At 57.0% G+C, this 22,479-nt stretch carries 18 protein-coding genes and 1 tRNA gene; 9 read left to right on the forward strand and 10 right to left on the reverse strand.

Annotated features, from left to right (window positions below):
* Positions 1-52: 52 nt before the first annotated feature.
* Positions 53-2,947 (reverse strand): excinuclease ABC subunit UvrA, encoded by a 2,895-nt coding sequence (uvrA, locus tag BMZ01_RS05090; protein WP_092285126.1) that lies wholly within the window; start codon positions 2,945-2,947, stop codon positions 53-55.
* Positions 2,948-3,094: 147 nt separating this feature from the next.
* Here uvrA and BMZ01_RS05095 point away from each other — a divergent pair, with 147 nt between their 5' ends.
* From BMZ01_RS05095 to BMZ01_RS05110, 4 genes are all read left to right on the forward strand, one after another.
* The gene (locus BMZ01_RS05095) at positions 3,095-3,718 is read left to right on the forward strand and encodes an MBL fold metallo-hydrolase (RefSeq protein WP_223845814.1); all 624 of its coding nucleotides are present in this window, start codon (positions 3,095-3,097) and stop codon (positions 3,716-3,718) included.
* A 156-nt stretch (positions 3,719-3,874) separates the two neighbouring features.
* Positions 3,875-4,780 carry a DoxX family protein gene (locus tag BMZ01_RS05100; RefSeq protein WP_092285128.1) on the forward strand — a complete coding sequence of 302 codons (906 nt, stop codon included), beginning with the start codon at positions 3,875-3,877 and terminating at the stop codon, positions 4,778-4,780.
* A gap of 105 nt (positions 4,781-4,885) precedes the next feature.
* Positions 4,886-7,066 carry a HelD family protein gene (locus BMZ01_RS05105; RefSeq protein ID WP_092285130.1) on the forward strand — a complete coding sequence of 727 codons (2,181 nt, stop codon included), beginning with the start codon at positions 4,886-4,888 and terminating at the stop codon, positions 7,064-7,066.
* Positions 7,063-7,488 carry a hypothetical protein gene (locus BMZ01_RS05110; protein WP_092285132.1) on the forward strand — a complete coding sequence of 142 codons (426 nt, stop codon included), beginning with the start codon at positions 7,063-7,065 and terminating at the stop codon, positions 7,486-7,488. Before BMZ01_RS05105 ends, BMZ01_RS05110 begins: the two co-directional genes overlap by 4 nt.
* Here BMZ01_RS05110 and BMZ01_RS05115 read toward each other — a convergent pair whose 3' ends face one another.
* The 8 genes from BMZ01_RS05115 to rpsA form a co-directional block, all read right to left on the reverse strand.
* A complete protein-coding gene (locus tag BMZ01_RS05115; RefSeq protein ID WP_092285134.1) occupies positions 7,489-7,932 on the reverse strand; it encodes a universal stress protein in 444 nt (147 codons plus the stop codon).
* A 63-nt stretch (positions 7,933-7,995) separates the two neighbouring features.
* Entirely contained in the window at positions 7,996-8,469 is a 474-nt protein-coding gene (locus BMZ01_RS05120; RefSeq protein WP_223845815.1) for a universal stress protein, read from the reverse strand.
* Positions 8,470-8,581: 112 nt separating this feature from the next.
* On the reverse strand, positions 8,582-10,672 hold the full coding sequence (gene uvrB, locus BMZ01_RS05125; protein ID WP_092285387.1) for an excinuclease ABC subunit UvrB: 2,091 nt from the start codon (positions 10,670-10,672) through the stop codon (positions 8,582-8,584).
* A gap of 10 nt (positions 10,673-10,682) precedes the next feature.
* Positions 10,683-11,540 carry a permease gene (locus BMZ01_RS05130; RefSeq protein WP_092285138.1) on the reverse strand — a complete coding sequence of 286 codons (858 nt, stop codon included), beginning with the start codon at positions 11,538-11,540 and terminating at the stop codon, positions 10,683-10,685.
* Positions 11,537-12,124 carry a TIGR03943 family putative permease subunit gene (locus tag BMZ01_RS05135; RefSeq protein WP_092285140.1) on the reverse strand — a complete coding sequence of 196 codons (588 nt, stop codon included), beginning with the start codon at positions 12,122-12,124 and terminating at the stop codon, positions 11,537-11,539. Before BMZ01_RS05135 ends, BMZ01_RS05130 begins: the two co-directional genes overlap by 4 nt.
* The gene (gene coaE / locus BMZ01_RS05140) at positions 12,111-12,695 is read right to left on the reverse strand and encodes a dephospho-CoA kinase (protein WP_092285142.1); all 585 of its coding nucleotides are present in this window, start codon (positions 12,693-12,695) and stop codon (positions 12,111-12,113) included. The genes BMZ01_RS05135 and coaE overlap by 14 nt, the downstream gene beginning before the upstream one ends.
* Before the next feature lie 21 nt (positions 12,696-12,716).
* On the reverse strand, positions 12,717-14,675 hold the full coding sequence (locus tag BMZ01_RS05145) for a glucose PTS transporter subunit IIA (protein WP_092285144.1): 1,959 nt from the start codon (positions 14,673-14,675) through the stop codon (positions 12,717-12,719).
* 210 nt (positions 14,676-14,885) lie between these two features.
* Positions 14,886-16,340, reverse strand: a complete 1,455-nt coding sequence (gene rpsA / locus BMZ01_RS05150) for a 30S ribosomal protein S1 (RefSeq protein ID WP_092285146.1) — start codon at positions 16,338-16,340, stop codon at positions 14,886-14,888.
* A gap of 205 nt (positions 16,341-16,545) precedes the next feature.
* On the opposite strand from rpsA, the gene BMZ01_RS05155 reads away from it, so the two are divergent.
* Positions 16,546-17,235, forward strand: coding sequence for a class I SAM-dependent methyltransferase (locus BMZ01_RS05155; protein ID WP_223845816.1), 690 nt, complete (start codon positions 16,546-16,548; stop codon positions 17,233-17,235).
* Here BMZ01_RS05155 and polA read toward each other — a convergent pair.
* On the reverse strand, positions 17,232-19,757 hold the full coding sequence (gene polA / locus BMZ01_RS05160) for a DNA polymerase I (RefSeq protein WP_092285389.1): 2,526 nt from the start codon (positions 19,755-19,757) through the stop codon (positions 17,232-17,234). The genes BMZ01_RS05155 and polA overlap by 4 nt on opposite strands.
* 82 nt (positions 19,758-19,839) lie before the next feature.
* Between polA and BMZ01_RS05165 the strand changes: the two genes are divergently transcribed.
* The 4 genes from BMZ01_RS05165 (at position 19,840) to BMZ01_RS05180 (ending at position 22,479) form a co-directional block, all read left to right on the forward strand.
* Positions 19,840-19,916: transfer RNA gene (locus BMZ01_RS05165), tRNA-Leu, on the forward strand.
* A gap of 18 nt (positions 19,917-19,934) precedes the next feature.
* Positions 19,935-20,681 (forward strand): DUF368 domain-containing protein, encoded by a 747-nt coding sequence (locus BMZ01_RS05170; RefSeq protein ID WP_092285148.1) that lies wholly within the window; start codon positions 19,935-19,937, stop codon positions 20,679-20,681.
* 11 nt (positions 20,682-20,692) lie between these two features.
* Positions 20,693-21,577 carry an ABC transporter substrate-binding protein gene (locus BMZ01_RS05175; RefSeq protein ID WP_092285150.1) on the forward strand — a complete coding sequence of 295 codons (885 nt, stop codon included), beginning with the start codon at positions 20,693-20,695 and terminating at the stop codon, positions 21,575-21,577.
* Positions 21,574-22,479: an amino acid ABC transporter permease gene (locus tag BMZ01_RS05180; protein WP_092285152.1), complete on the forward strand. Its 906-nt coding sequence runs from the start codon at positions 21,574-21,576 to the stop codon at positions 22,477-22,479. The genes BMZ01_RS05175 and BMZ01_RS05180 overlap by 4 nt, the downstream gene beginning before the upstream one ends.

A 22,479-nucleotide genomic window follows, 5' to 3' on the forward strand; every position in this document is an offset into this window, starting at 1 on the left:
TCCAGACAGTGACCTGCAACTCTTTTAGCTTCCAGGTTTAAAGCGCGATTCCCTACCCTTTAGATTTTTCAGCTTTCTTTGTGGTTGCCTCTTTTCCTTCCAACATCGGCTTGAGGAATTGGCCGGTATAAGAGTCAGCAACCGCAGCGATGTCCTCCGGAGTCCCCTCAGCAACCACCGTGCCACCACCAGAGCCACCCTCTGGGCCCATGTCAATCACCCAGTCCGCGGCCTTAATGACATCCAGGTTGTGCTCAATCACCAATACCGAGTTCCCCTTGTCTACCAGCCCTTGAATAACCAACATGAGCTTCCGGATATCTTCAAAGTGCAGGCCAGTCGTGGGTTCATCCAAAATATAAACGGTCCGGCCATTCGAGCGTTTCTGCAGCTCAGAGGCCAGCTTCACGCGCTGCGCCTCACCACCGGAAAGCGTCGTGGCCGATTGGCCAAGGCGCACATAACCCAAACCAACATCCACCAGGGTGTTGAGGTAACGAGCAATGGAGGTTATCGGGGCGAAGAACTCCGCTGCCTCAGAGATCGGCATATCCAAGACCTCGGCGATGTTCTTGCCCTTATAGCGAACCTCAAGGGTTTCCCGGTTATAGCGTTGGCCATTGCACACTTCGCAGGGCACATAAACATCCGGCAGGAAGTTCATCTCAATCTTGATGGTGCCATCGCCACGGCATGCCTCGCAGCGACCACCTTTCACATTGAAGGAGAAGCGTCCAGCCTTATAGCCCCGAACCTTCGCTTCGGTGGTTTCCGCAAAAAGATTCCGGATCTTATCGAAGACACCGGTGTAGGTAGCCGGATTCGAGCGTGGGGTGCGACCAATCGGAGATTGATCAACCTGCACGAGCTTATCCAAGTGCTCCATACCCTCGACGCGTTGTGCGCGCCCCGGCACCTGGCGTGCGCGGTTGAGGTTATTGGACAGCACCTTCGCCAAGATCTGATTAATCAGCGTGGATTTACCGGAACCAGATACGCCGGTAATGCAGCACAGCACACCCAAGGGGATAGTGACGTCAATATTTTTGAGGTTATTTTCGCGTGCGCCCACTACCTTCAGCATGCGTTCGCGATCAATCTCGCGCCGACGTTCCGGCACACCCAATACCCGGCGCCCAGCCAAATACGCACCGGTTAGGGACTCTTCGCAGGAAGTAATGCCCTTGGGATCACCCATGTACACCACTTCCCCACCGAACTCACCAGCGCGTGGGCCAATATCAATCAGCCAATCCGCTGCCCTAATGGTGTCCTCGTCGTGCTCCACCACAATCAAGGTGTTGCCGATATCGCGGAGACGCTCCAAGGTACCAATGAGCCGCTGGTTATCGCGCTGGTGCAAACCAATCGAGGGTTCGTCCAACACATAAAGCACCCCAGCTAGACCGGAACCAATCTGGGTAGCCAAGCGGATACGCTGAGCTTCCCCACCAGAAAGCGTTCCCGCGCTGCGATCCAAGGTGAGGTAGGTCAAGCCCACATCGATGAGGAAGTGCAGGCGAGCTTGGACTTCCTTGAGCACCGCCCCGGCGATCATTTTCTCGCGGGCACCTAAGATCAGGCCATCAAGAAAACGCGAGGCATCTTCAATAGATAAGGCCGTCAAGCCGGCAATCGATAATTCTTCGAACCCTTCGGCAGCCAGCCGCACCGCCAAGATCTCCGGGCGCAGGCGCGTACCACCACAGGTCGTACAGGGCACTTCCCGGGTATAAGCCAAGAGACGTTCTTTTTGGTGCTCCGAATCCGATTCATCCAGCTTGCGCTTGAGATAAGCATGCACACCTTCAAAAGGCGCCGTCCACTGCCGCATACGGCCATAACGGTTCTTATAGCGAACCGTCACTTCTTCAGAACTGCCACGCAACAAAGCTTTGCGTTGGGCGGCGTTGAGCGAAGAATAAGGTGCCTTCGGATCAAAGTCCATGGCATTGGCCAAAGCGGTGACTAGCTTTTGGAAATACCGGTGGTTCGGGCTGGTAGCCCAAGGTTGAATAGCTTTAATCACCGGGGCATCAGGGTCCGGCACCAAAAGCTCATCATCAACTTCGGTGCGAGTACCCAGGCCATCACATTCCGGGCACGCACCATAGGGAGAGTTGAAGGAAAAAGCGCGCGGCTCTAATTCATCTAGGTCAATATGGTGCCCATTCGGGCAAGAGACTTTTTCCGAGAAACGTCGGGTGCGTTGCGGGTCATCCTCAGCCAGATCCACGAACTCAACCACCACTACCCCATCGGCCAGGCGCAGAGCGGTCTCAATGGAGTCGGTCAGGCGTTGTTTTTGACTGGGCTTGACCTGCAGGCGGTCAACCACCACATCAATATCGTGCTTGACCTGCTTTTCTAGCTTTGGTGGGTCGCTGAGGCGATGGACCTTGCCATCAACGCGCACGCGGGCATAACCCTGGGAGGCAAGATCCTCAAAAAGATCAACAAACTCGCCTTTACGGGTGCGCACCACCGGGGCAAGAACCTGGAACTTTAGCCCCTCTTCCATGCTGAGCACGCGATCCACAATTTGTTGTGGGGTTTGGCGCTCAATGGGGGCATCACATACCGGGCAGTGCGCGGTACCTGCGCGAGAATAGAGCAGGCGCAGGTAGTCATAGATTTCAGTAATCGTGCCGACGGTGGACCGTGGGTTGCGGTTGGTGGATTTCTGGTCGATGGACACTGCCGGGGATAAACCTTCAATGAAGTCCACATCCGGTTTATCCATCTGCCCAAGGAATTGGCGGGCATAGGAGCTTAAGGATTCCACATAGCGGCGTTGACCTTCCGCGAAGATGGTGTCAAAAGCCAAAGAGGATTTACCGGAACCCGAAAGCCCGGTGAAGACAGCCAGCGAGTCCCGCGGGAGCTCAATATTGATGCCTTTGAGGTTATGTTCGCGAGCACCGCGAACGATGAGGCGATCAGCCACAGTGTGAGAATCCTCCTGGATTGAGACAGTGTTCTACAGCCAGTACCAACGCGCGGGGACTACTTTATCTTCCCAAGCGAAGCACTTCGAACATATCAGCGAGCATTCACCCTGACCAATTATTGACCCTTGCGTAAGGTATAAGGCATGACTGAAGAGAACACTCAAGAACCCGCACCTTTGACGCTCTCCGTCATCACGGTCTCGGGAATGGACAATAATTGCTATCTACTCTGCGCCGGAGATCAGGCTCTACTCATTGATGCCGCCGATGATGCTCCCACATTGCTTTCCCAGGCGATGAGTAAAGGGGTGCGCATCACCGATGTGGTCACCACTCACCGACATTGGGATCACGTGAGGGCCTTGGAACAGGTCCTTGATTCCACTGGTGCTACCCACCACGCCTCTTATCTCGATAGCCCTGCCCTGCCGGCACCTGTTGATAATGAGCTCCAAGATGGGGATATTTTGGAATTTGCCGGACATAAGCTTCCGGTTCGGGTGTTACGTGGCCATACCCCCGGCGGGCTCTGCATCGAAGCCACGATTAACCGCGATAAGCACCTCTTTGTAGGTGATAGCCTCTTCCCCGGTGGTTTAGGTAAGACCGAATCCGAGGGTGATTTTATCCGCCTCTATAAAGATGTGACCTCGAAGATCTTTGATTGCTATCCCGATGAAACTATCATTCATCCGGGACATGGTGCGGACACCACTTTGGGGGCAGAAAGGCCACATTTGAAGCAGTGGTGGGACCGCCGCTGGTAGCTCCGCTGCAGCCCCGCGCTGAACTCGCTAGAATTACCTTGCAGAAGAACCCAATGATTCATCACTAAGGCTGAATGGGTACCCCCTGCTAGGGCCTGCGCCCTAGCTTTGGGCAGTCATGCAGTGCTTAAGAGTGCTTTTTAGGAGTGCGATTTTATGATCCGCAAGCTTGCCCGCCCAATGCTCGCCTCCGTCTATATTGCTGACGGTGCCGACACCCTTATGAACGCCCCCGACCATGTCGAAGGCACCGAGACCATCTTGAAGCGTCTGCGAGGCTTCCTGCCCCGTAAGTACGCCCGCAAGATCCCCAAGGATCCCACTGCCGTAACCAAGGCTATCGGCGGCGCGAAGGTGGGCGCAGGCTCCATGCTGGCAATCGGTCGCTTCCCGCGCCTTTCTGCCACCACCCTGGCAGTCGCCACCGTCCCCACCATCCTGGCTCGCCACGCTTTCTGGGAGACCCAGGATGCCAATGAAAAGGCTGCTCGCCGTTCCGGCTTCCTCACCGATATTGCACTGCTCGGTGGCCTAGCCATTACCTCTGTCGATAATGAAGGCCGCCCCGGCCTGAAGTGGCGCGCCAGCCATGCCGCCAGCGTGGCCAATAAGAAGGTGCAGGCAGCCCTGCCGACGCGTTCCGAGACCGAAAAGATCGCTGATAACGCCAAGGGCTGGTTCGAAGAGGCTTCGGACAAGGTCCATGAGTACGCCGATACCGCCCGTGACTTTATTGAAGACAATAAGGACGATTGGATCGACGCCGCCCAAACCGGCGCCGCAGTAGTCAGCTCCAAGGTCTCCGATGCCGTGGACTATGTTGCCGACAATAAGGACGACTGGCTTTCCGCCGCCCAGGATAATGCCGAAGCCGCCAAGAAGTCCGTGGTCAAGGCAGCATCCAAGGCACAGGATCGCGCCGATGAGGCCCTGAAGGATGCTGAGAAGCAGACCGGTCGCCGCGCTAAGAAGGCGAAGAAGAAGGCTGCGAAGCTGCAGAAGACCGCCGATAAGTCCATCGCGAAGGCTCAGAAGAAACTCAGCAAGAAATTCGATTTCTAAAGCCTTAAGCCTTTCTCTCTGAACGCCCCGCTTCTTCCGAAGCGGGGTTTCCGCTTCCTCACGCTAAAATTAATCTTTCGATTTCTAAGGAGCGCGCTTTTCACCATGGACCCACGCATCACCGAAGAACAAAGCTATGTGGATATGCTTTTCGCCCGCCTCGATGATGCCGTGGATAGTGCCAACCAAAGGCTGCGTGAGGTCATGCTCAACCAAGACCCCGCCAACCCGGATGCCGAAGCCCTGGTCCAGCGCGAAACCGAATACCACTCCCTTAATGAAAAACTAGATCGCCTCAACTTGGCGCAATTGGGATTGGTCTTTGGGCGCGTCGATGTGGCGGAAAAACCCGAAAATATCGATAACCCCATCCCCGGCCAACCCGGGATGGATCGCCGCTATATCGGGCGCATGGGGTTGACCGCGCGCGAAGAAAACTACCGCAGCCTGCTGCTGGATTGGCGAGCCCCCATGGCGCGCCCCTTCTACTTGGCCACCACCGCCCGCCCCGAAGGTGTGACGCTTCGCCGACATATCCGCACCAAAGGCCGCGAAGTCGTTGGCGTAGATGATGAGTACTTAAGCCAACTTCCGGATGAGAACATCCCGGATGCCGGTGTCGCCGGGGAATCCGCGCTGCTCAAGGCCCTGGATGCCGCCCGTACTGGGCATATGAGCTCCATTGTGGAAACCATCCAGCGCGAACAAGACGCCGTCATCCGCGATAACACCCGCAGGGTCATGGTCGTCGAAGGCGGCCCGGGCACCGGCAAAACCGCCGTCGCCTTGCACCGCGCCGCATGGCTGCTCTACACCTGGCGAGAACAACTGGCTGCCACCGGTGTGTTGATTATCGGTCCAAATCGAACTTTCTTGGACTATATTTCGCATGTGCTTCCCGAGCTCGGGGAGACAGGTGTGGTCTTAAGTACTATCGGTGAGCTTTACCCTGGGGTATGCCCTACCTTGAAGGAATCCAACCTAGTGCGCGAGATTAAAGGCTCCGCAGAAATGGCAACCATTCTCGCTACTCTCGTTAAGCACCACCAGGCGTTGCCTCAAGCCCCGGTCGAGCTCACCGTGGAAGGAATTAGCCTGACGGTGGACGCCGATCTCGTTAAGCGTGCTCGAACCCGAGCCAGGAGGTCCAGGCGCCCGCACAACCCCGCCCGCCCGCTATTTCGGGAACAATTCTTAGAGCAATTAGCTTTACAAATGGCCGATATTATTGGGGCGGACCCACTTGGCGGCAATCTGCTTTCCCGGGCAGATATTGACCAATTACATGATGACTTAGCTGAAGAAGCTGCGGTCGAGGAATTAGTGGACCGTTTTTGGCCGGAATTGGAGCCACTGGAGGTCCTAGCAGAATTCTTTGCTTCCGAAGATCTGATTAATGAGGTTGCCGGGGATTATGATGAGGAAACTCAATCCTCTTTATATCGTGATGCCGAGGGTTGGGCACCAAGTGATGCTGCATTACTCGATGAACTAGCGACCTTAATTGGCGCTCCGGACCCAGAAGAATTGCGCCGAAAAGAAGAAGAAGCGTGGCGGGCTCAAGTCGAAGAAGCCCAGGATGCTTTGGATATTTTGAGTAGTTCGGCCAGCACCGATTCCGATGATGAGGTTGAGGCGGAAATCCTAGAAGCTTATGACGTGATTGATGCCGAAACCTTGGCGCGCCGCCAGGAAGTTCGGGATCAGCGCAGCACCGCGCAGCGTGCCCGCGAAGACCACACCTGGGCGTATGGGCACATTATCGTTGATGAGGCGCAGGAACTTAGCCCCATGGAGTGGCGCATGGTGATGCGTCGAAGCCCGAATCGGTGGATGACTTTGGTGGGCGATACGGCCCAAACCAGTTCCCCGGCAGGAGTGGATTCATGGTCCGAAACTTTGGAACCTTTTGTGGCTCAACGTTTTAAGCGCCATACTTTGACCGTGAATTATCGTACCCCGGTGGAAATTACCGAGGTTGCGAATTCCTTGGTGAAGCAGATTGATCCGGAGACCATTCCGGCTACCGCAATTCGATCAACCGAGCCCGTGCGTTACCTGCCCTTAGGAACTGATGCAGAGAAGGTAGCTGCAGAATTCGATGATGGCAGGCTAGTCAAGATCATTAATGTGGATAATGTTCTCGATATTAAAGGCCTGGAGTTTGACCATGTGATTGTGGATGATCCACAGGCAATTGTGGAGGCATCCCCGCAGGGATTACAAGATCTCTATGTGGCTATTACCCGCGCCACCAGGACCTTAACGATCATTGGGGAGCTATGAGAACAATTCGACCGTGGTGGGGACTCGGCGCTGCCCTTTTAACGCTGCTGATTATTGGCATTCCCACGGATATTATTCCGAATCCCATGTTCGGCCGCGATGTGCCGGTGCGTCCCTGGGAGCTGCCGGTGCTGCTGGCAACAGCAGTTCTGACCGGAATGTATTTCTCCTTGCATCAGGAAAAAATTGCGCCGGTGATGGGTGGTAGTTCCTTGGCGCTTTTTGCGGTGGCATGCCCGGTGTGCAACAAAGTTGTGCTCTTAGCGTTGGGGAGTTCTGGGGCGCTCGGGATTTGGCAGCCGCTGCAGCCCTACTTGGCTGGGGTGTCTTTGCTGCTCTTGGCGGCTGCGGTGGGGTGGGCGTGGCGAAACCCGTGCACAGAAAAATGCGGCGTACCGGAGCACGCCGCATTGGAGGAATGATTAGTTCACGGTGTGAACGATCATGACGTCGCAGTCGGATTGGCGGGCGACATCGGCCGGCACGGAGCCGAGCAGGCGGCCAGTTAAGGAGTTAATGCCGCGGTTACCGACGACCAGGAGGTCGGCTTTGGTGTCATTAACGATGTCCATCAGAGCAGAGACCGGGGTGCCGGGGCGAATCGCGGTTTCGACCTTAATATCGCCGAATTGGCGGGCGTGATCAGATGCGGCTGCCAGGTTCTTCTGTGCGGTGTCATCGCCAAGGATGGTGACAGAGTCCTGGCGAAGCGTGGTGGAGGCTTCTTCCTTGCTCTCATAATAAGCGCAGCCAATGATGAGCTTGGCATCAAAAGCAGCTGCCATGCGGGCAGCACGCTCAACGGCAAGCATTGAAGACTTTGAGCCGTCGGTTCCGACGACGATCGTGTTGTAGTTGTCGTTCATGAGCACCTTCCACGGTGAGCAAAAGTTGGTTTATCCGCGTCCCAGTGTAACAACGCTTGGGCTTTAGCGAGGGGCATTATCAGTGTGAACGATCATGACGTCCACCGAGGCTTTGCGCAGCACCCCACTGGGGACATTGCCAAAGACCCGACCGCTTAATGAGTGTACGCCCCGATTACCCACCACTAAGAGGTCAGCATTAGTTTCTTGTAGTGCATCCACCAACACCTCAATTGGGCTACCCGATCGGGGGTAAAGCGCAATCTTCTCGTCATCTAAACCCTCATCGATGGCGACCCCGCGGGCCTCATCGAGGTATTCGCGAGCAGTATCCTCACTGACCACCGGGAAGGCCGAATGCTCCGCCTTCGGGGAGCTGAGCACGGAACCAGAGGATTGGAAATAGGCGCAGACGATCCCCAGATCCGCCCCATAGGTGGCGGCGAGTTCAGCAGCTGTGCGCACCGCGGATAGAGAGGACAAGGAACCATCGGTACCTACCACGACCATGGAATATTTGGCCATGAGAGTATTCATCTCTTTTCTACAAGTAGCTTAATGCTGGCACCCGAGTATAAACCGATAATTGCAGGAATAGAAAGAATAGTGACGGTCACAAGAGATTCATAAACTCGTGGTGGCCGTCACTTTATAGGCCAGCTTCTTTCATTCCTCGGAATTCCTTTTTGAGGTCCATAATCTCATCGCGCAGCCGGCCAGCGAGCTCGAACTTCAGCTCCTTCGCGGCTGCCCGCATCTGCTCCGTAAGATCATCAATGAGCTTTTGGACCTGCTCAACGGGCATATCCTTGGTGTCGCCCAAGCCTGCTGCCACGACCTCTTCCCCACCGCGGCCCTCACCATTATTCTCATAAACCTGATCCAGAATATCGGCGATTTTCTTGCGCAAGGGCTGGGGATCCACCCCATGTTCTTTGTTATAGGCAATTTGCTTCGCGCGGCGGCGTTCGGTTTCATCCAAAGCGAATTGCATGGAATCCGTGACTTTATCGGCATACATTATGACTTCGCCAGAAACGTTACGGGCAGCACGACCAATTGTCTGGATTAAGGAACGTTCACTACGCAGGAAGCCTTCCTTATCCGCATCAAGGATCGCCACCAAGGACACCTCCGGCAAATCCAGGCCCTCACGCAGCAGGTTAATGCCCACCAACACATCGAACTCACCAAGGCGGAGCTGACGCAGTAGCTCCACGCGCTGCAGGGTGTCGATATCGGAGTGCAGGTAGCGCACCTTCACGCCATTTTCTAGCAGGTAGTCGGTGAGATCCTCGGCCATCTTCTTGGTCAAGGTGGTGACCAAGACGCGCTCATTCTTCTTCGTGCGTTGGCGAATCTCCTCAATGAGATCATCGATTTGCCCCTTGGTGGGGCGCACATCAATCTTGGGGTCTAATAGCCCAGTGGGGCGAATGACCTGTTCCACGTATTCGCCGCCAGCGGCAGCCATCTCATAGTCCCCGGGGGTGGCGGACATATAGACGGTTTGACCGACGCGGTCTTCGAATTCTTCCCACGTCAGGGGTCGGTTATCCAACGCGGAGGGTAAGCGGAAGCCGAACTCTACGAGGTTGCGCTTTCGCGACATATCGCCTTCGTACATGCCGCCTATCTGTGGGACGGTGACGTGGGATTCGTCAATAATCAGCAGGAAGTCTTCGGGGAAATAGTCAATCAAGGTCGCCGGTGCGGAACCTGCTTCGCGGCCATCAATATGGCGAGAGTAGTTCTCAATCCCGGAGCAGAAGCCGACCTGCTGGATCATCTCCAGGTCATATTCGGTGCGCATCCGAAGGCGCTGGGCTTCCAGGAGTTTCCCGCGGTTTTCTAGGGATGCGAGGCGGTCAGCGAGTTCTTCCTTAATGGCGGCAACCGCTTTTTCCATGCGCTCCGGGCCGGCAACATAGTGCGTTGCGGGGAAGATCCTCAGCTCATCGACCTCGCGGATCACATCGCCGGTCAGTGGGTGAATGTAGTAGAGGGAGTCCACCTCATCGCCGAAGAATTCCACGCGCACCGCAAGTTCCTCATAGGCCGGGATAATGTCCACGGTATCGCCCTTAACGCGGAAAGCGCCGCGGGTAAAAGCCATGTCATTGCGGTCATATTGGATATCCACCAGCAGGCGGAGGAAACGATCGCGCTCCACTTCCTCGCCGACCCGCAACACAACGGAGCGATCCAAATAAGACTGCGGGGTGCCCAGGCCATAGATACAAGACACGGAGCTAACCACCACCACGTCGCGGCGAGAGAGCAACGCTGAGGTGGCGGAGTGCCTCAGGCGCTCCACATCCTCATTAATGGAGGAGTCCTTTTCAATATAAGTATCGGTTTGCGCGATATAGGCTTCGGGTTGGTAATAGTCGTAATAACTAACGAAGTACTCCACCGCGTTATTGGGCAAGAGTTGGCGTAACTCATTAGCGAGCTGCGCGGCCAAGGTTTTATTCGGGGCCATCACCAAGGTGGGGCGCTGTTGCTTCTCAATCAACCACGCCGCGGTGGCGGACTTACCGGTACCAGTGGCACCGAGTAGCACCACATCCCTTTCCCCGCGTGATAAGCGTTCATCCAGCTCCCGGATGGCAGTGGGCTGGTCACCTGCGGGTTCATAATCCGAGATGACTTCGAACTCACCGCTTTTGCGTTCCACTTCGCCCACGGGACGAAACTCGGAGTGAGAAAGGACTGGTTGTTCCGCTGCAAAAGCCATATAGGCCAGCTTAGTTAAGGAGCAGCGCACCTACCACAGCGCTCATCACCATGGTGACCAGGAATACCAATGGGGCGAACCTTAAGGCGAAACGCTTGCCGAAAATCGCGGCATGCAAGGCCATGAGTTTGAGGTCAACCATGGGGCCCACCACCAAGAAAGCCAGCTGAGCACTGGGCGGCACGTGGAAGGAGGCTGCGACGAAAGCATCCGCCTCTGAGCACATGCTCATAACAAAGGCCAGTGCGCCCATGAGGAAGAAGGAGTAGTCCCCTCCTACCCCGGCGAAAAGCTTCACGAAGGCTGCGACTGCGGCACCCCACACCAAAATGCTGGCGGCATCGACAAAGTCGTGGATCACGGTGGCCGAAAAGGAACCGTGGTGGTGCACCTTAGTGGCCGGGATCGGTGGGTGCCATAGCCAAGCAATAATGATGGCGGCTAAAAAGCTGGCGATGAAGCGTGCGGCAACCATGCGGGCATCGAAGGCAACGGCAGTAGCAACCAAAACCACGGGGTTAATGGCAGGGGCGGCGAGCATGAAGGCATAGCCGACCGCCGGTTTCAGGCCACGATTAATGAGTGAGCGGGTCAGCGGTACTGCAGCGCATTCGCAGGTGGGTAGAAAGAAGCCAGCCGCCGCACCCAGTGGCACCCAACGGATTCGGCTCAGGTCCAGCTTGATCTGCGAAACAATGGCCGAAAGCACGGTGCCCAGCAGGAGGAATGGAAGTGCTTGGACCACCAGGGCCATCCAGGTGGTGAAGAATTCCGAGCGCGTATGCAAAGGTGCGCCGAAAAGTCCGAGATTTAAGGTAGCCCCGCCGATGAGAACCAAAGCGATGGCGGGGAGGACGCGAGGGTTCATAGATAGGGTCTTGCTGGCTCCGGGATCTGCTGGTAGCTGTGGATATTGAGGGTGGGTGGATCAGTTTCTTCACCGAGGATGCCGGTGACTTTCACCCAGCCATCAGGTAGTTCAGTGTTCACCCGAATGGAATAGGTCACGGCGTCCGCCGCGCAGCACACAATCTTGAGGCGATGCAGGTAGCCTTCGGAGGACACACCAATCATGGTGACCTCAGCGCCGGCGAATTCTTCGCGGTCACCAAAATAAAAGCGGTTACGGAATTCCTCTACCGTCATCTCTTGGTCAGGGTCAATCGGTGGGAAGCTCAAACGCGCGTGCGTGTGGGGAGCTTCTGCGGGTGCGCTGGGCATGAGCGGGCCAGGGGCAACCAACAACATAATGAGAATCAGCACGAGCAGGCCCCAGCCGCTGCCCTGATGGGCGGGCTCCCGAAGCGCCAGCACACCAAGTACCACCAGCACTACCCCGCTTAGGGCAATCGGCCAGCCGAGCGCAACCCAACGAGAGTACACCCCGGTGATCCAAATGCCCAGGAAGCTTAGTCCTAGGCAGATCGCTAGGAAAGGATCACGGTAGCTCATTGATTTTGGCGACGGCTGCTTCTACTTGGGGGATGAGATCCTCGGGGGCACCATTGTTATCGATAATGATGTCCGCAGCTGCGCGGCGTACCTCATCAGGGATTTGGGCAGCGATGCGGCGGCGAGCATCTTCTTCCCCGATGCCGCGGCCGGCTAACCTTTTCACCCTGGTTTCTGGGTCCACATCCACCACAATGACTAAGTCCATGTCGTGGTGGAGGTCATTATCTACAAGTAGCGGCATATCGTAGACAACATCGCCTGGTGCTGCTGCGATGCGTTTTTGGGTTTCCTCGTGGATACGCGGATGCGTGATGGAGTTTAAGAGCTCAGTATGTTCTTTGTCGATAAACGCGCGGGCGGCGAGTTCACCGCGGTTGAGCGAACCGTCAGGCAGCAGGATACCGCTCCCGAAGATCTCGGAAAGCTCCTGCAAAGCAGGCGAACCTGGGGCGACAATATCGCGGGCAATAGCGTCGGCATCAATAACGTGAAAACCACGGTCACCCAACATGCGGGCAACCGTGGTCTTACCGGATCCAATTCCACCAGTCAGACCAATTAAGCGCATGGTCTTGACTGTAGTGCGGGATTAGTCCTGTGCGCTAACAGTGATGATATCGCCTTGCTCGGCGACAGTGCCGCCAGTGGTAGCGACAACATCAGCGAACTTCGCGGTATTGGTGACCACCACGGGGGTGATCGGGTTATAGCCGCGCTCGCGGATCAGGTCAGTGTTGAAGCTGATCAGCTTGTCACCCTTGGCAACATGCTGGCGGCGTTCAACGTGAACCTCGAAGCCTTCGGCGTTCATCTGGACGGTGTCCAGGCCAACGTGCACCAGCAGCTCCACACCATTGTCCAAGCGCAGGCCAACAGCGTGGCCGGACTTCTGTACGGTGAGAACAGTGGCATCAGCCGGGGCATAAACGGTGTCGCCGGTGGGTTCGATGGCCACACCCTTGCCGAGCTTAGCGCCAGCGAAGATGGGGTCCGGAACCTCAGAAAGCGGAACCACACGGCCGGCGAGCGGAGCGCCGATGGTGGTCACAGCACCCGAAACCAGGGCCGGCTTCGGGGCGGGAGCAGCTTCTTCGACGACAGGTGCTTCAGCAGCACCGTTCTCAGCGGCGAGGCTGGCCAGAACTTCAGCCTTCTCTTCCTTCGAGCGGTAGTCGAAGAAGAGCACCAGCAGCATGGAGGTCAGGAAGGCAGCGCCAATGGAGATGGCGTAGCCCGGAATCGGGTCCATGGCGGGGATGGTCAGCAGGGAGGTGAAGACGAAGGCATAGGCCTTGATCTTGAACATGCCGGCGAGGATGCCGCCGACCAAGCAGCCCGGGATCAGGCGGAAGTAGGTCTTCTTGAAGCGGAGCAGAACGCCGTAGAGGGAGGGCTCGGAAATACCGCCCAGCAGGCCGGCGAGCATACCGCCCAGGGAGACCTGGCGCATGGCCTTGTTCTTTTCCTTGATGGAAAGGATCATGACGCCGGTGACCAGACCGAAGCAGGCGAAGTTCCAGGTACCCATGGGGCCCTGAATGAAGTCGTAGCCGAGGGTGGAGATGTTCTGGATCATGATGGCGTTCAAGGGCCAGTGCAGACCCAGCGGCACCAAGAAGGGGTACAGCAGCGGAACCAGGATGGAGAGGATGAAGGGCGAGAAGTTATTCACCGTATCCAGCAGGGTGGAGATACCATTGCCCACGCCGATACCGAAGGGACCGAGCAAGAAGGCGGTAGCCGGGATCATCACTAAGAGGGAGATGAAGGGTACGAACACCATCTGGACGGATTCGGGGATGATCTTCTTCAGGCCCTTTTCGACCCAGAAGAGACCAACAGCGGCGATCAGCGGCGGGAAGACCTGGCCGGCATAGCCGTTGATGATCATCGGCAGACCGAAGACCATCACCTTGTCGCCTTGTTCACCCAAAGCCAAGAACTCTGGGGTCAGCAGGGCTGCCGGGATAGCGGCGCCCACCCATTCATTCGCGCCGAGCTTACGGGCAGCGGTTGCACCCACCATGATCGGCAGGAAGTAGAACACACTGCGCCACATGGCGTGCATGAATTGGAAGGTGGGGGGTTGTTCTTCCGCTCGGAAGTCCTGGATGCCGAAGGTATCGAAGAGCACCAACAGGGTGATGATCAGCGATGCGCCCAGCAGGGCCCAAAGAATGGGGCGGAAGGTGTCGGACAGCACCTCGAAGCAATAGTCCACCGCGGAGTACTTGCCGCGGACACCGCCGTAGTCCTTGCCACCGGATTTCTTCTCGGCATCGCCGAAGCCGGCCATTTCCGGAAGGTTGAGGATGTCCTGGTAATAGTTCGCGACCGAACCACCCATAACAACCTGCATGCCGGTGCTGCCCTGAGGGACGACACCGAGCACCTTGGGGTCAGCATCCAGGGCTGCTTGATCAACCTTGGATTGGTCCACCAGCTGGAAGCGGAGGCGGGTGGCACAGTGAGTCATCTGATCGATGTTCTCACGGCCACCGAGACAGTCCACAATGTGCTGTGCGGTCGTCTTGGTTATAGACGCCATAGAGGGAAACCTTTCTGCAACGACTCCGAAGAGTCCTCGTATTGTGCGAACGCGCACGTTGTCCCCAATACTAGGCCTAAACCCACACTTTCACAGCCCCAAACAGACATGTTTAGTGTTACATTTCCCTAAGGTGGCCTTACAATAACACAGATTCGGACATCCGAAACCAAAAAATGCTCCCCGAAGGGAGCATTTTAAAGGTGGCTTTTAGTTGCCAGCGAGCTTCTCGCGCAGAGCAGCGAGCTGCTCATCGGAAGCCAGGGAACCCGACACGGATTCTTCGGTGGACACCGGAGCTGCGTCCTCTTCAGAATCGGAGGTGTAGTTGGCGGGTTCTTCGGCGGCCTCGGCAGCGGCGGCACGGTGACGCTCGATCTGAGCGGTGTGGAGCTGGAAGCGACGCTCGGATTCGGCGTAGCGAGCCTCCCAGCTCTGACGCTGCTCCTCGTAGCCTTCGAGCCATTCGTTGGTCTCGGGGTCGAAGCCTTCGGGGAAGATGTAGTTGCCCTGCTCGTCGTAGGAGTCGGCCATGCCGTACTTCGAGGGGTCGAACTCCTCGGTGTAGTCCTCGTCAGCCTGCTTCAGAGACAGGGAGATACGACGACGCTCGAGGTCGATGTCGATGACCTTGACCATAACTTCGTCGCCAGCGACAACGACCTGGTCCGGGACATCCACGTGGCGCTGAGCCAGCTCGGAGATGTGCACCAGGCCTTCGATGCCCTCTTCGACACGCACGAAGGCGCCGAAGGGAACGAGCTTGGTGACCTTGCCGGGCACAATCTGGCCAACAGCGTGGGTGCGGGCAAAGACGCGCCACGGATCTTCCTGGGTGGCCTTCAGGGAGAGGGACACGCGCTCGCGGTCGAGATCGACGTCGAGAACCTCGACGGTGACCTCATCGCCCACGGTGACAACCTCAGAGGGGTGATCGATGTGCTTCCAGGACAGCTCGGAAACGTGCACCAGGCCGTCAACACCGCCGAGATCAACGAAGGCGCCGAAGTTAACGATAGAGGACACAACGCCCTTGCGGACCTGGCCCTTCTGCAGCTGGTGCAGGAAGTCGGAGCGGACCTCAGACTGGGTCTGCTCAAGCCATGCTCGGCGGGAGAGCACAACATTGTTGCGGTGCTTGTCCAGCTCGATGATCTTGGCTTCAAGTTCCTGGCCGATGTACGGCTCCAGGTCGCGGACGCGACGCATCTCCACCAGGGAGGCGGGGAGGAAGCCACGCAGGCCGATGTCCAGGATCAGGCCGCCCTTGACGACCTCGATGACGGTACCGGTAACCGGCTCGTCCTTCTCCTGCAGTTCCTCGATAGCACCCCAGGCACGCTCGTACTGGGCACGCTTCTTGGACAGCAGCAGACGACCTTCTTTATCCTCCTTGGTGAGGACCAGTGCGTCGATCTGATCGCCGACCTTGACGACTTCGTCAGGGTCAACGTCGTGCTTGATGGACAGTTCGCGCGAGGGGATAACGCCCTCGGTCTTATATCCAATGTCGAGCAAAACTTCGTCGTGATCGACTTTCACGACGGTGCCTTCGACGATGTCACCATCGTTGAAATACTTGATGGTGGCGTCGACGGCTGCGAGGAAATCCTCAGCGGAGCCGATATCGTTGACGGCTACCTGAGGGGTATTGTTGGTGGGCATATATTCTGGTGCTCCGAAGCAGGAGATGTGGAAGGTTGTTGTGCGTGTCATTCTCGGGTAATCCCGTCTCTTCCGGGCCGATCCCGCTGGTAGCTTAACTGTTGGCCCTCCTGCATTGACCATCAGAGCCCACCAGCACAGATACGCTTTGCTCACGCTACCACCCCCCTTATTCCCAGGCAAGCTCCTTCGGAAAGGTTTTCACTTGAACCCACACTCCGCCGCTAACCAATACTGGTGGGATATCGATGCCGAACGCTATCACCGTGAACATGCCCGCTATTTAGAGGGCTTTCATTGGTCCCCAGAAATGCTCACTGAACAGGAACTTCAACTACTTGGGGAGATCAATGGGCGCTACCTAGAACTCGGCTGCGGTTCAGCTCCCTGCGGGGGTTGGGTGCGCAATCAAGGTGGAGAAGTCATCGGTATCGATATTTCGATGGAAATGCTCCGCCGCGCCGACATCCCGCGGGTCCACGGTGATGCCTTATCACTCCCCTTCCGGGATCAAGCTTTTGACACCACCTTCTCGGTTTTCGGGGCGATCCCCTTCGTCGAAGATCTCCCGAGCCTCTTCGCTGAGGTTCGTCGCGTGACCCGCGGGAAATTCATTTACTCCGTCACCCACCCCATGCGGTGGATCTTCCCGGATGATCCAGAATGCCTGGAAGCCTGCATCCCTTATTTTGAGCATGCCTATATAGAAGGCACTACTTATGCTGAGTTTCAGCACACCATCGGAGACCACGTGCGTGGTTTAGTCTCCGCGGGTTTCCGTCTCGAGGATGTTATCGAGCCGGAGTGGCCGGAGGATCTGCACGACACTTGGGGACAGTGGTCCCCCAAGCGCGGCAAAATTTTCCCGGGCACGGCGATTTTCGTGGCCTCCTAGTGCGCGGCCTCGTCCCAGTTCTTGCCAACCCCAGCAGAAACCTCCAGCGGCACTGAAAGCTCAATGGCGGCATCCATCTCGCGTTCAATCAAGGCCTTCACTTCGTCGAGCTCACCCGGGGCCACTTCCACCACTAATTCATCGTGGACTTGGAGGAGCACGCGAGACTTCTTCCCCTTCAAGCAGCGATCCACCCGGATCATGGCCACCTTAATAATGTCTGCAGCAGTACCTTGGATCGGCGCATTCAAGGCTGCACGCTCAGCATTTTCACGGGCCACACGGTTGGTGGAGTTCAGCTCCGGCAGATAACGCCGACGCCCAAAGAGCGTTTCGGTATACCCCAGTTTGCGGGCCTGCTCCACTACCTCCGCGAGATAACGCTGTACTCCACCGAAGCGCTCGAAATAGGACTCCATAATCTTCTTCGCTTCGGCTGGTGCGATGGAGAGCTGTTGCGCCAGACCATAAGCAGAAAGGCCATACACCAGGCCATAGGACATGGCCTTTACGCGACGCCGCAGCTCTGGGGTCACGCCATCGATCGGCACATCGAAGACCTTCGAACCCACATAGTTGTGGAGGTCCTCGCCAGCGATATAGGCCTCAATCAACCCGGGGTCCTGGGAAAGGTGCGCCATCACACGCATTTCAATCTGCGAGTAGTCCGCCGTCAATAGGCATTCATAGCCTTCGGAGACAATAAAGGCGGAGCGAATATCACGGCCGGTCACAGTACGCACCGGAATATTCTGCATATTCGGTTCCGTGGAGCTGAGACGGCCAGTGGACGCCACCGTTTGATTGAAGGTGGTGTGGATCCGCCCGGACTCCCCTGCCTTCACCAAACCATCAAGGGTGGTCTTCATCTTTTGGTATTCCCGATAAGCCAACAGGTGGTCAAGGAAGGGATGTGGATTATTCACCGCCAGCTGCTCAATTTCCTTCGCAGCCGTGGAATACCCCGTCTTCGTCTTCTTCGTCTTCGGCAATCCCAAGGTCTCAAAGAGGACCACCTGCAATTGCTTCGGGCTCGCCAGGTTCAGCTTCGGATCACCGGCTTGTTCGCGTGCCGCACTCACCTCCGCCTCAGATTTTTCAGCAAAGGAATCCCGCAAGGTGGTGAGCTTCTCCAAATCCACCGCAATACCGGCGGCCTCCATCCGCGCAAGAATAAAGGCCAGCGGCAACTCTAGGTCAGAGTAAAGCTCGTAGGCTTCAATATCTTGAAGCTGCGTCACCAGCTCCGGGACTAGTTCGGCAATCGCTGCGGCTTCCTCCACCAAGTTCTCCGCCAGCTGGCGTTGCATATGGCGTTGGAATACATCAGCCAAACCATAGGCACGTTGCCCTGGGCGCAGTAGATATGCGGCCAACTCGGTGTCATGCACCACCCCACCGAGTTCATAACCTAACTCCCGGAACTCATGCCATAGAGCCTTCGCGCCATGCACATACTTAGGTGCCTTTGCCAACCAAGCAGAAAAGGCCTTATCTTCTTCTGGCTCCAGCTCATCAAGCTTGAAGGTGGTGGCCACCTGCCCCGCTACCAGCGCCACTTCCTGCTCTTTAAGGGCCAGTGCCGTACCTTCTTGGCCGTATTTCTCCAACCAATCGATACCAATATTCTTCACCGCCACATCCACTGCTGGTTTGGGCTCTACTTTCACCCCGAAGCTCGCCAGCACTCGCTGCCGAAGGGTATCGCCGAATTGCAGCTGATCGAATTTCGCGGAAACCTCATCAACATCCGGTTCCTCGCGGTGAACATCCTCCAGCCCAAACTGCAGGTCCGTCACCATGGCCGTCAGGTCACGGTTCATCAACACCTGGTCAATGCGCTCCCGCAGATTCTCTCCAGCTTGGCCGGTGATCTCATCGGCATGCTCAATCAAGCCCTCTAGCGAACCGTATTTCACGATCCACTTTTCGGCGGTTTTTTGACCCACCCGCGGAATGGAAGGCAAGTTATCCGAAGGGTCACCGCGTAATGCGGCATAGTCCGGGTACTGCGCCGGAGTTAGCCCATACTTTTCCTTCACCGCTTCTGGCGTGAAGTGCTCAAGCTTCGACACGCCCTGCTTCGGGAAGAGCACCGTGGTGTCCTTATCCACTAATTGGAAATAATCGCGGTCACCGGTAACCACCTTGATGTCATAGGTGCCCCGTGCCTTGGTCACCAAGGTCGCAATAATGTCATCGGCTTCATAATCCTCCTTCTCCAAGGTTTGAATGCCGAGTGCTTGAAGCATCTCCTTAATTAAGGGCACCTGTCCCTTGAATTCCTCCGGGGTCGCATCGCGTTGCGCCTTGTATTCGGGGAACATATCGGTGCGGAAGGTCTTGCGCCCCACATCGAAAGCTACCGCCATATGCGTCGGCTCGATTTCCTTCACGATATTCGAGAGCATCGATAAGAAGCCGTACACCGCGTTGGTGTGCTGACCTCCCGTGGTCGAAAAATTCTCTTTTGGCAGAGCGTAGAAAGCTCGGAAAGCCATCGAGTGTCCATCAATGAGCAGCAGCGTTTCAGATTTCTTCACGCCCTTGAGCATAGCGAGTGGTGATTTTTGAAGTAAGTGCGCTACACTCCTTTCTCGGTAAGCCCCAGTAGCCCAATTGGCAGAGGCAACGGATTCAAAACCCGTCCAGTGTGAGTTCGAGTCTCACCTGGGGCACCAAGACCCCCAAAGGAAACGATGAGAGTCGCAGATATTGCCCGCGGCGCTGCTATCGGCGCAGCTGAGCTGGTGCCCGGAGTATCCGGGGGCACCATTGCCTTAATCCTCGGCATTTATGAAAAAGCCCTCGCTCAAGGCGATCTCCTCCTCCGCTCCCCCAAAAAAGTTGATTGGCGCTTCCTCCTAAGCGTCGCCATCGGCATGCTGGGAGCGGTCTTCTTACTCTCCAAGCCACTGCACTTCTTCGTGGTGGAGTACCCACAGCTCGCCAATGCCCTCTTCTTCGGCATGGTCGCCGCATCCCTTCGCGTCCCCATCACCATGGCGGAGCGCCCGCATATTATCCCGGGGTTAATCGCCGCGGCCCTCACCTTCTTCTCGGTCGGTGCTTCAGCTCAACTCACCCCTTCGCATCTCACCATCTTCTTCGCAGCCATGGTCGCCATCTGCGCATTGGTTTTACCCGGGGTGTCCGGCAGTTTCATCCTCTTAGCCCTTGGTCTGTACGAGCCAGTGATCGGCGCGGTAGCGAATCACAACTTCACCACCCTCGGTGTTTTCGCCGCTGGTGCACTCTTAGGCATTGTCTTCTTCGTCCGCGGTTTGAACTGGGCCTTAGAGCATCATCGCGACCTCACCTTGTGGATCATGGCCGGCCTCATGCTGGGTTCGCTGCGCGTTCTCTGGCCAGAGTTCAGCGTCGCTAGTGTCGCCATGCTCCTTTTAGGCGTGGTCGTGGTCAGTGCGCTTACCCGCACACGTTAAAATGCCCGTTTATGTCATTCATACGCGCTGCTAGTGCGTTGCTCCTCCTTGGGCTCTGTAGCGCCTGCGTCACCAATGAAGAGCAAGGCACCCCAGAAGGCTGGTCGCAGATCACCCCGGACGTAGTTCCGGAGATCGCCGCCATGGTGCCCGCGGATATCGCAGCTCGCGGCACTCTCACAGTCGGCACCAACCCACCCTTTGCCCCCTTCGAATTCAAGAATTCTGCCGGCAATATCATCGGCCTGGAACTCGACCTCATCCACGCGGCTGCCGCCGTCATGGGCCTGGAATCCCAACCCGTCCAACAGGATTTCTCCATGATCCTCCCGGCCGTCACCTCCGGGTCCCTCGACGCCGGTGCTTCGGGTTTCACTGACACCGATGAGCGTCGCAAGAACTACGACTTCGTCGATTTCCTCTACGCCGGTGTCCAATGGGCCCAACAACCCGGTTCCAATGTAGACCCCGATAATGCCTGCGGCCTCACCGTCGCAGTCCAACGCACCACCGTTTCCGACACCGAAGATGTGCGCCCGAAGTCGGAAGAGTGCGAAGCCCAAGGTAAAGCCCCCATCAAGGTGCTCGCCTATGACACCTCCGATACCGCCGCCACTGCCCTCGTGCTTGGCCGCGCCGATGCGTTCTCCGCGGACTCCCCGATTACCGCCTGGGCGGTGGAACGATCCGGCGGCAAGATGGAGCTCACCGGCGAAATGTTCCAAGCAGCCCCCTATGGCTGGCCGGTCCCCAAAGATTCTGAGCTCGGCCCCGCGCTGGCCGCTGCTCTCCAACACCTGATTGACACCGGGGATTATGCACGCATCCTCGGCCAATGGAATATCCATGAGGGCTACCTTGAGCACGCCCTGATCAACGAAGAGGCCATCAAATGACCCAACCTGCCCCCATCCAAGCCAAACCCCTCCGCCACCCCGGGCGCTGGGTCGCGGCCGCCATTATTCTCGCCCTCGCTGTCTTATTCGTCATTGACGCCCTCGGCCGCGATTATGGCTGGGCCACTTACCGGGCCTATCTCTTCGACACCCGCATCGCCATGGCCGCGGTCCACACCATCGCCATCACGGTGCTCGCCATGATTATCGGTGTCGTCCTCGGTTGCGTCCTTGCGATCATGCGGATGTCCCCCAACCCCATCTTGCGCGGTGTTTCCTGGGTGTTCCTCTGGATTTTCCGTGGCACTCCGGTCTATGTGCAGCTCGTTTTCTGGGGCCTGGTCGGCTGGATCTATAAGAGCATCAACCTTGGTTTCACTGAAGTTTCCCTCGAGGGCGTGCTCTCCAATACCTTCTTCCTCGCGGTCCTGGGCCTAGGTCTTAATGAAGGCGCCTACATGGCCGAAATCGTGCGCTCCGGCATCCAGGCCGTCCCCGAGGGCCAGATGGAAGCCTCCAAGGCCTTGGGCATGAATTGGTGGCTGACCATGCGCCGCACTATCCTCCCCCAAGCCATGCGCATCATCATCCCACCCACCGGCAATGAGTTCATCTCGCTGCTCAAAACCACCTCGCTGGTCGTGGCCGTCCCTTATTCCATGGAGCTTTATGGCCGCTCCATCGATATCGCCAACGCGCTTTTCGAACCCGTCCCCCTTCTCTTGGTCGCCGCCACCTGGTATCTCGCCATCACCTCCATCTTGATGGTCGGCCAGCACTACCTCGAAAAGTTCTATGAGAAGGGCGCCACCAAGAACCTCACCGCCCGCCAACTCGCCGCCCTGGCGGATGCCGAAGGATCCCTCCCCGGCAACGTCGCTATTGTTCCGGAAGGTAAATAA

Origin of the sequence: Corynebacterium spheniscorum (assembly GCF_900113445.1) — a bacterium.
GTDB classification, from domain to species: domain Bacteria; phylum Actinomycetota; class Actinomycetes; order Mycobacteriales; family Mycobacteriaceae; genus Corynebacterium; species Corynebacterium spheniscorum.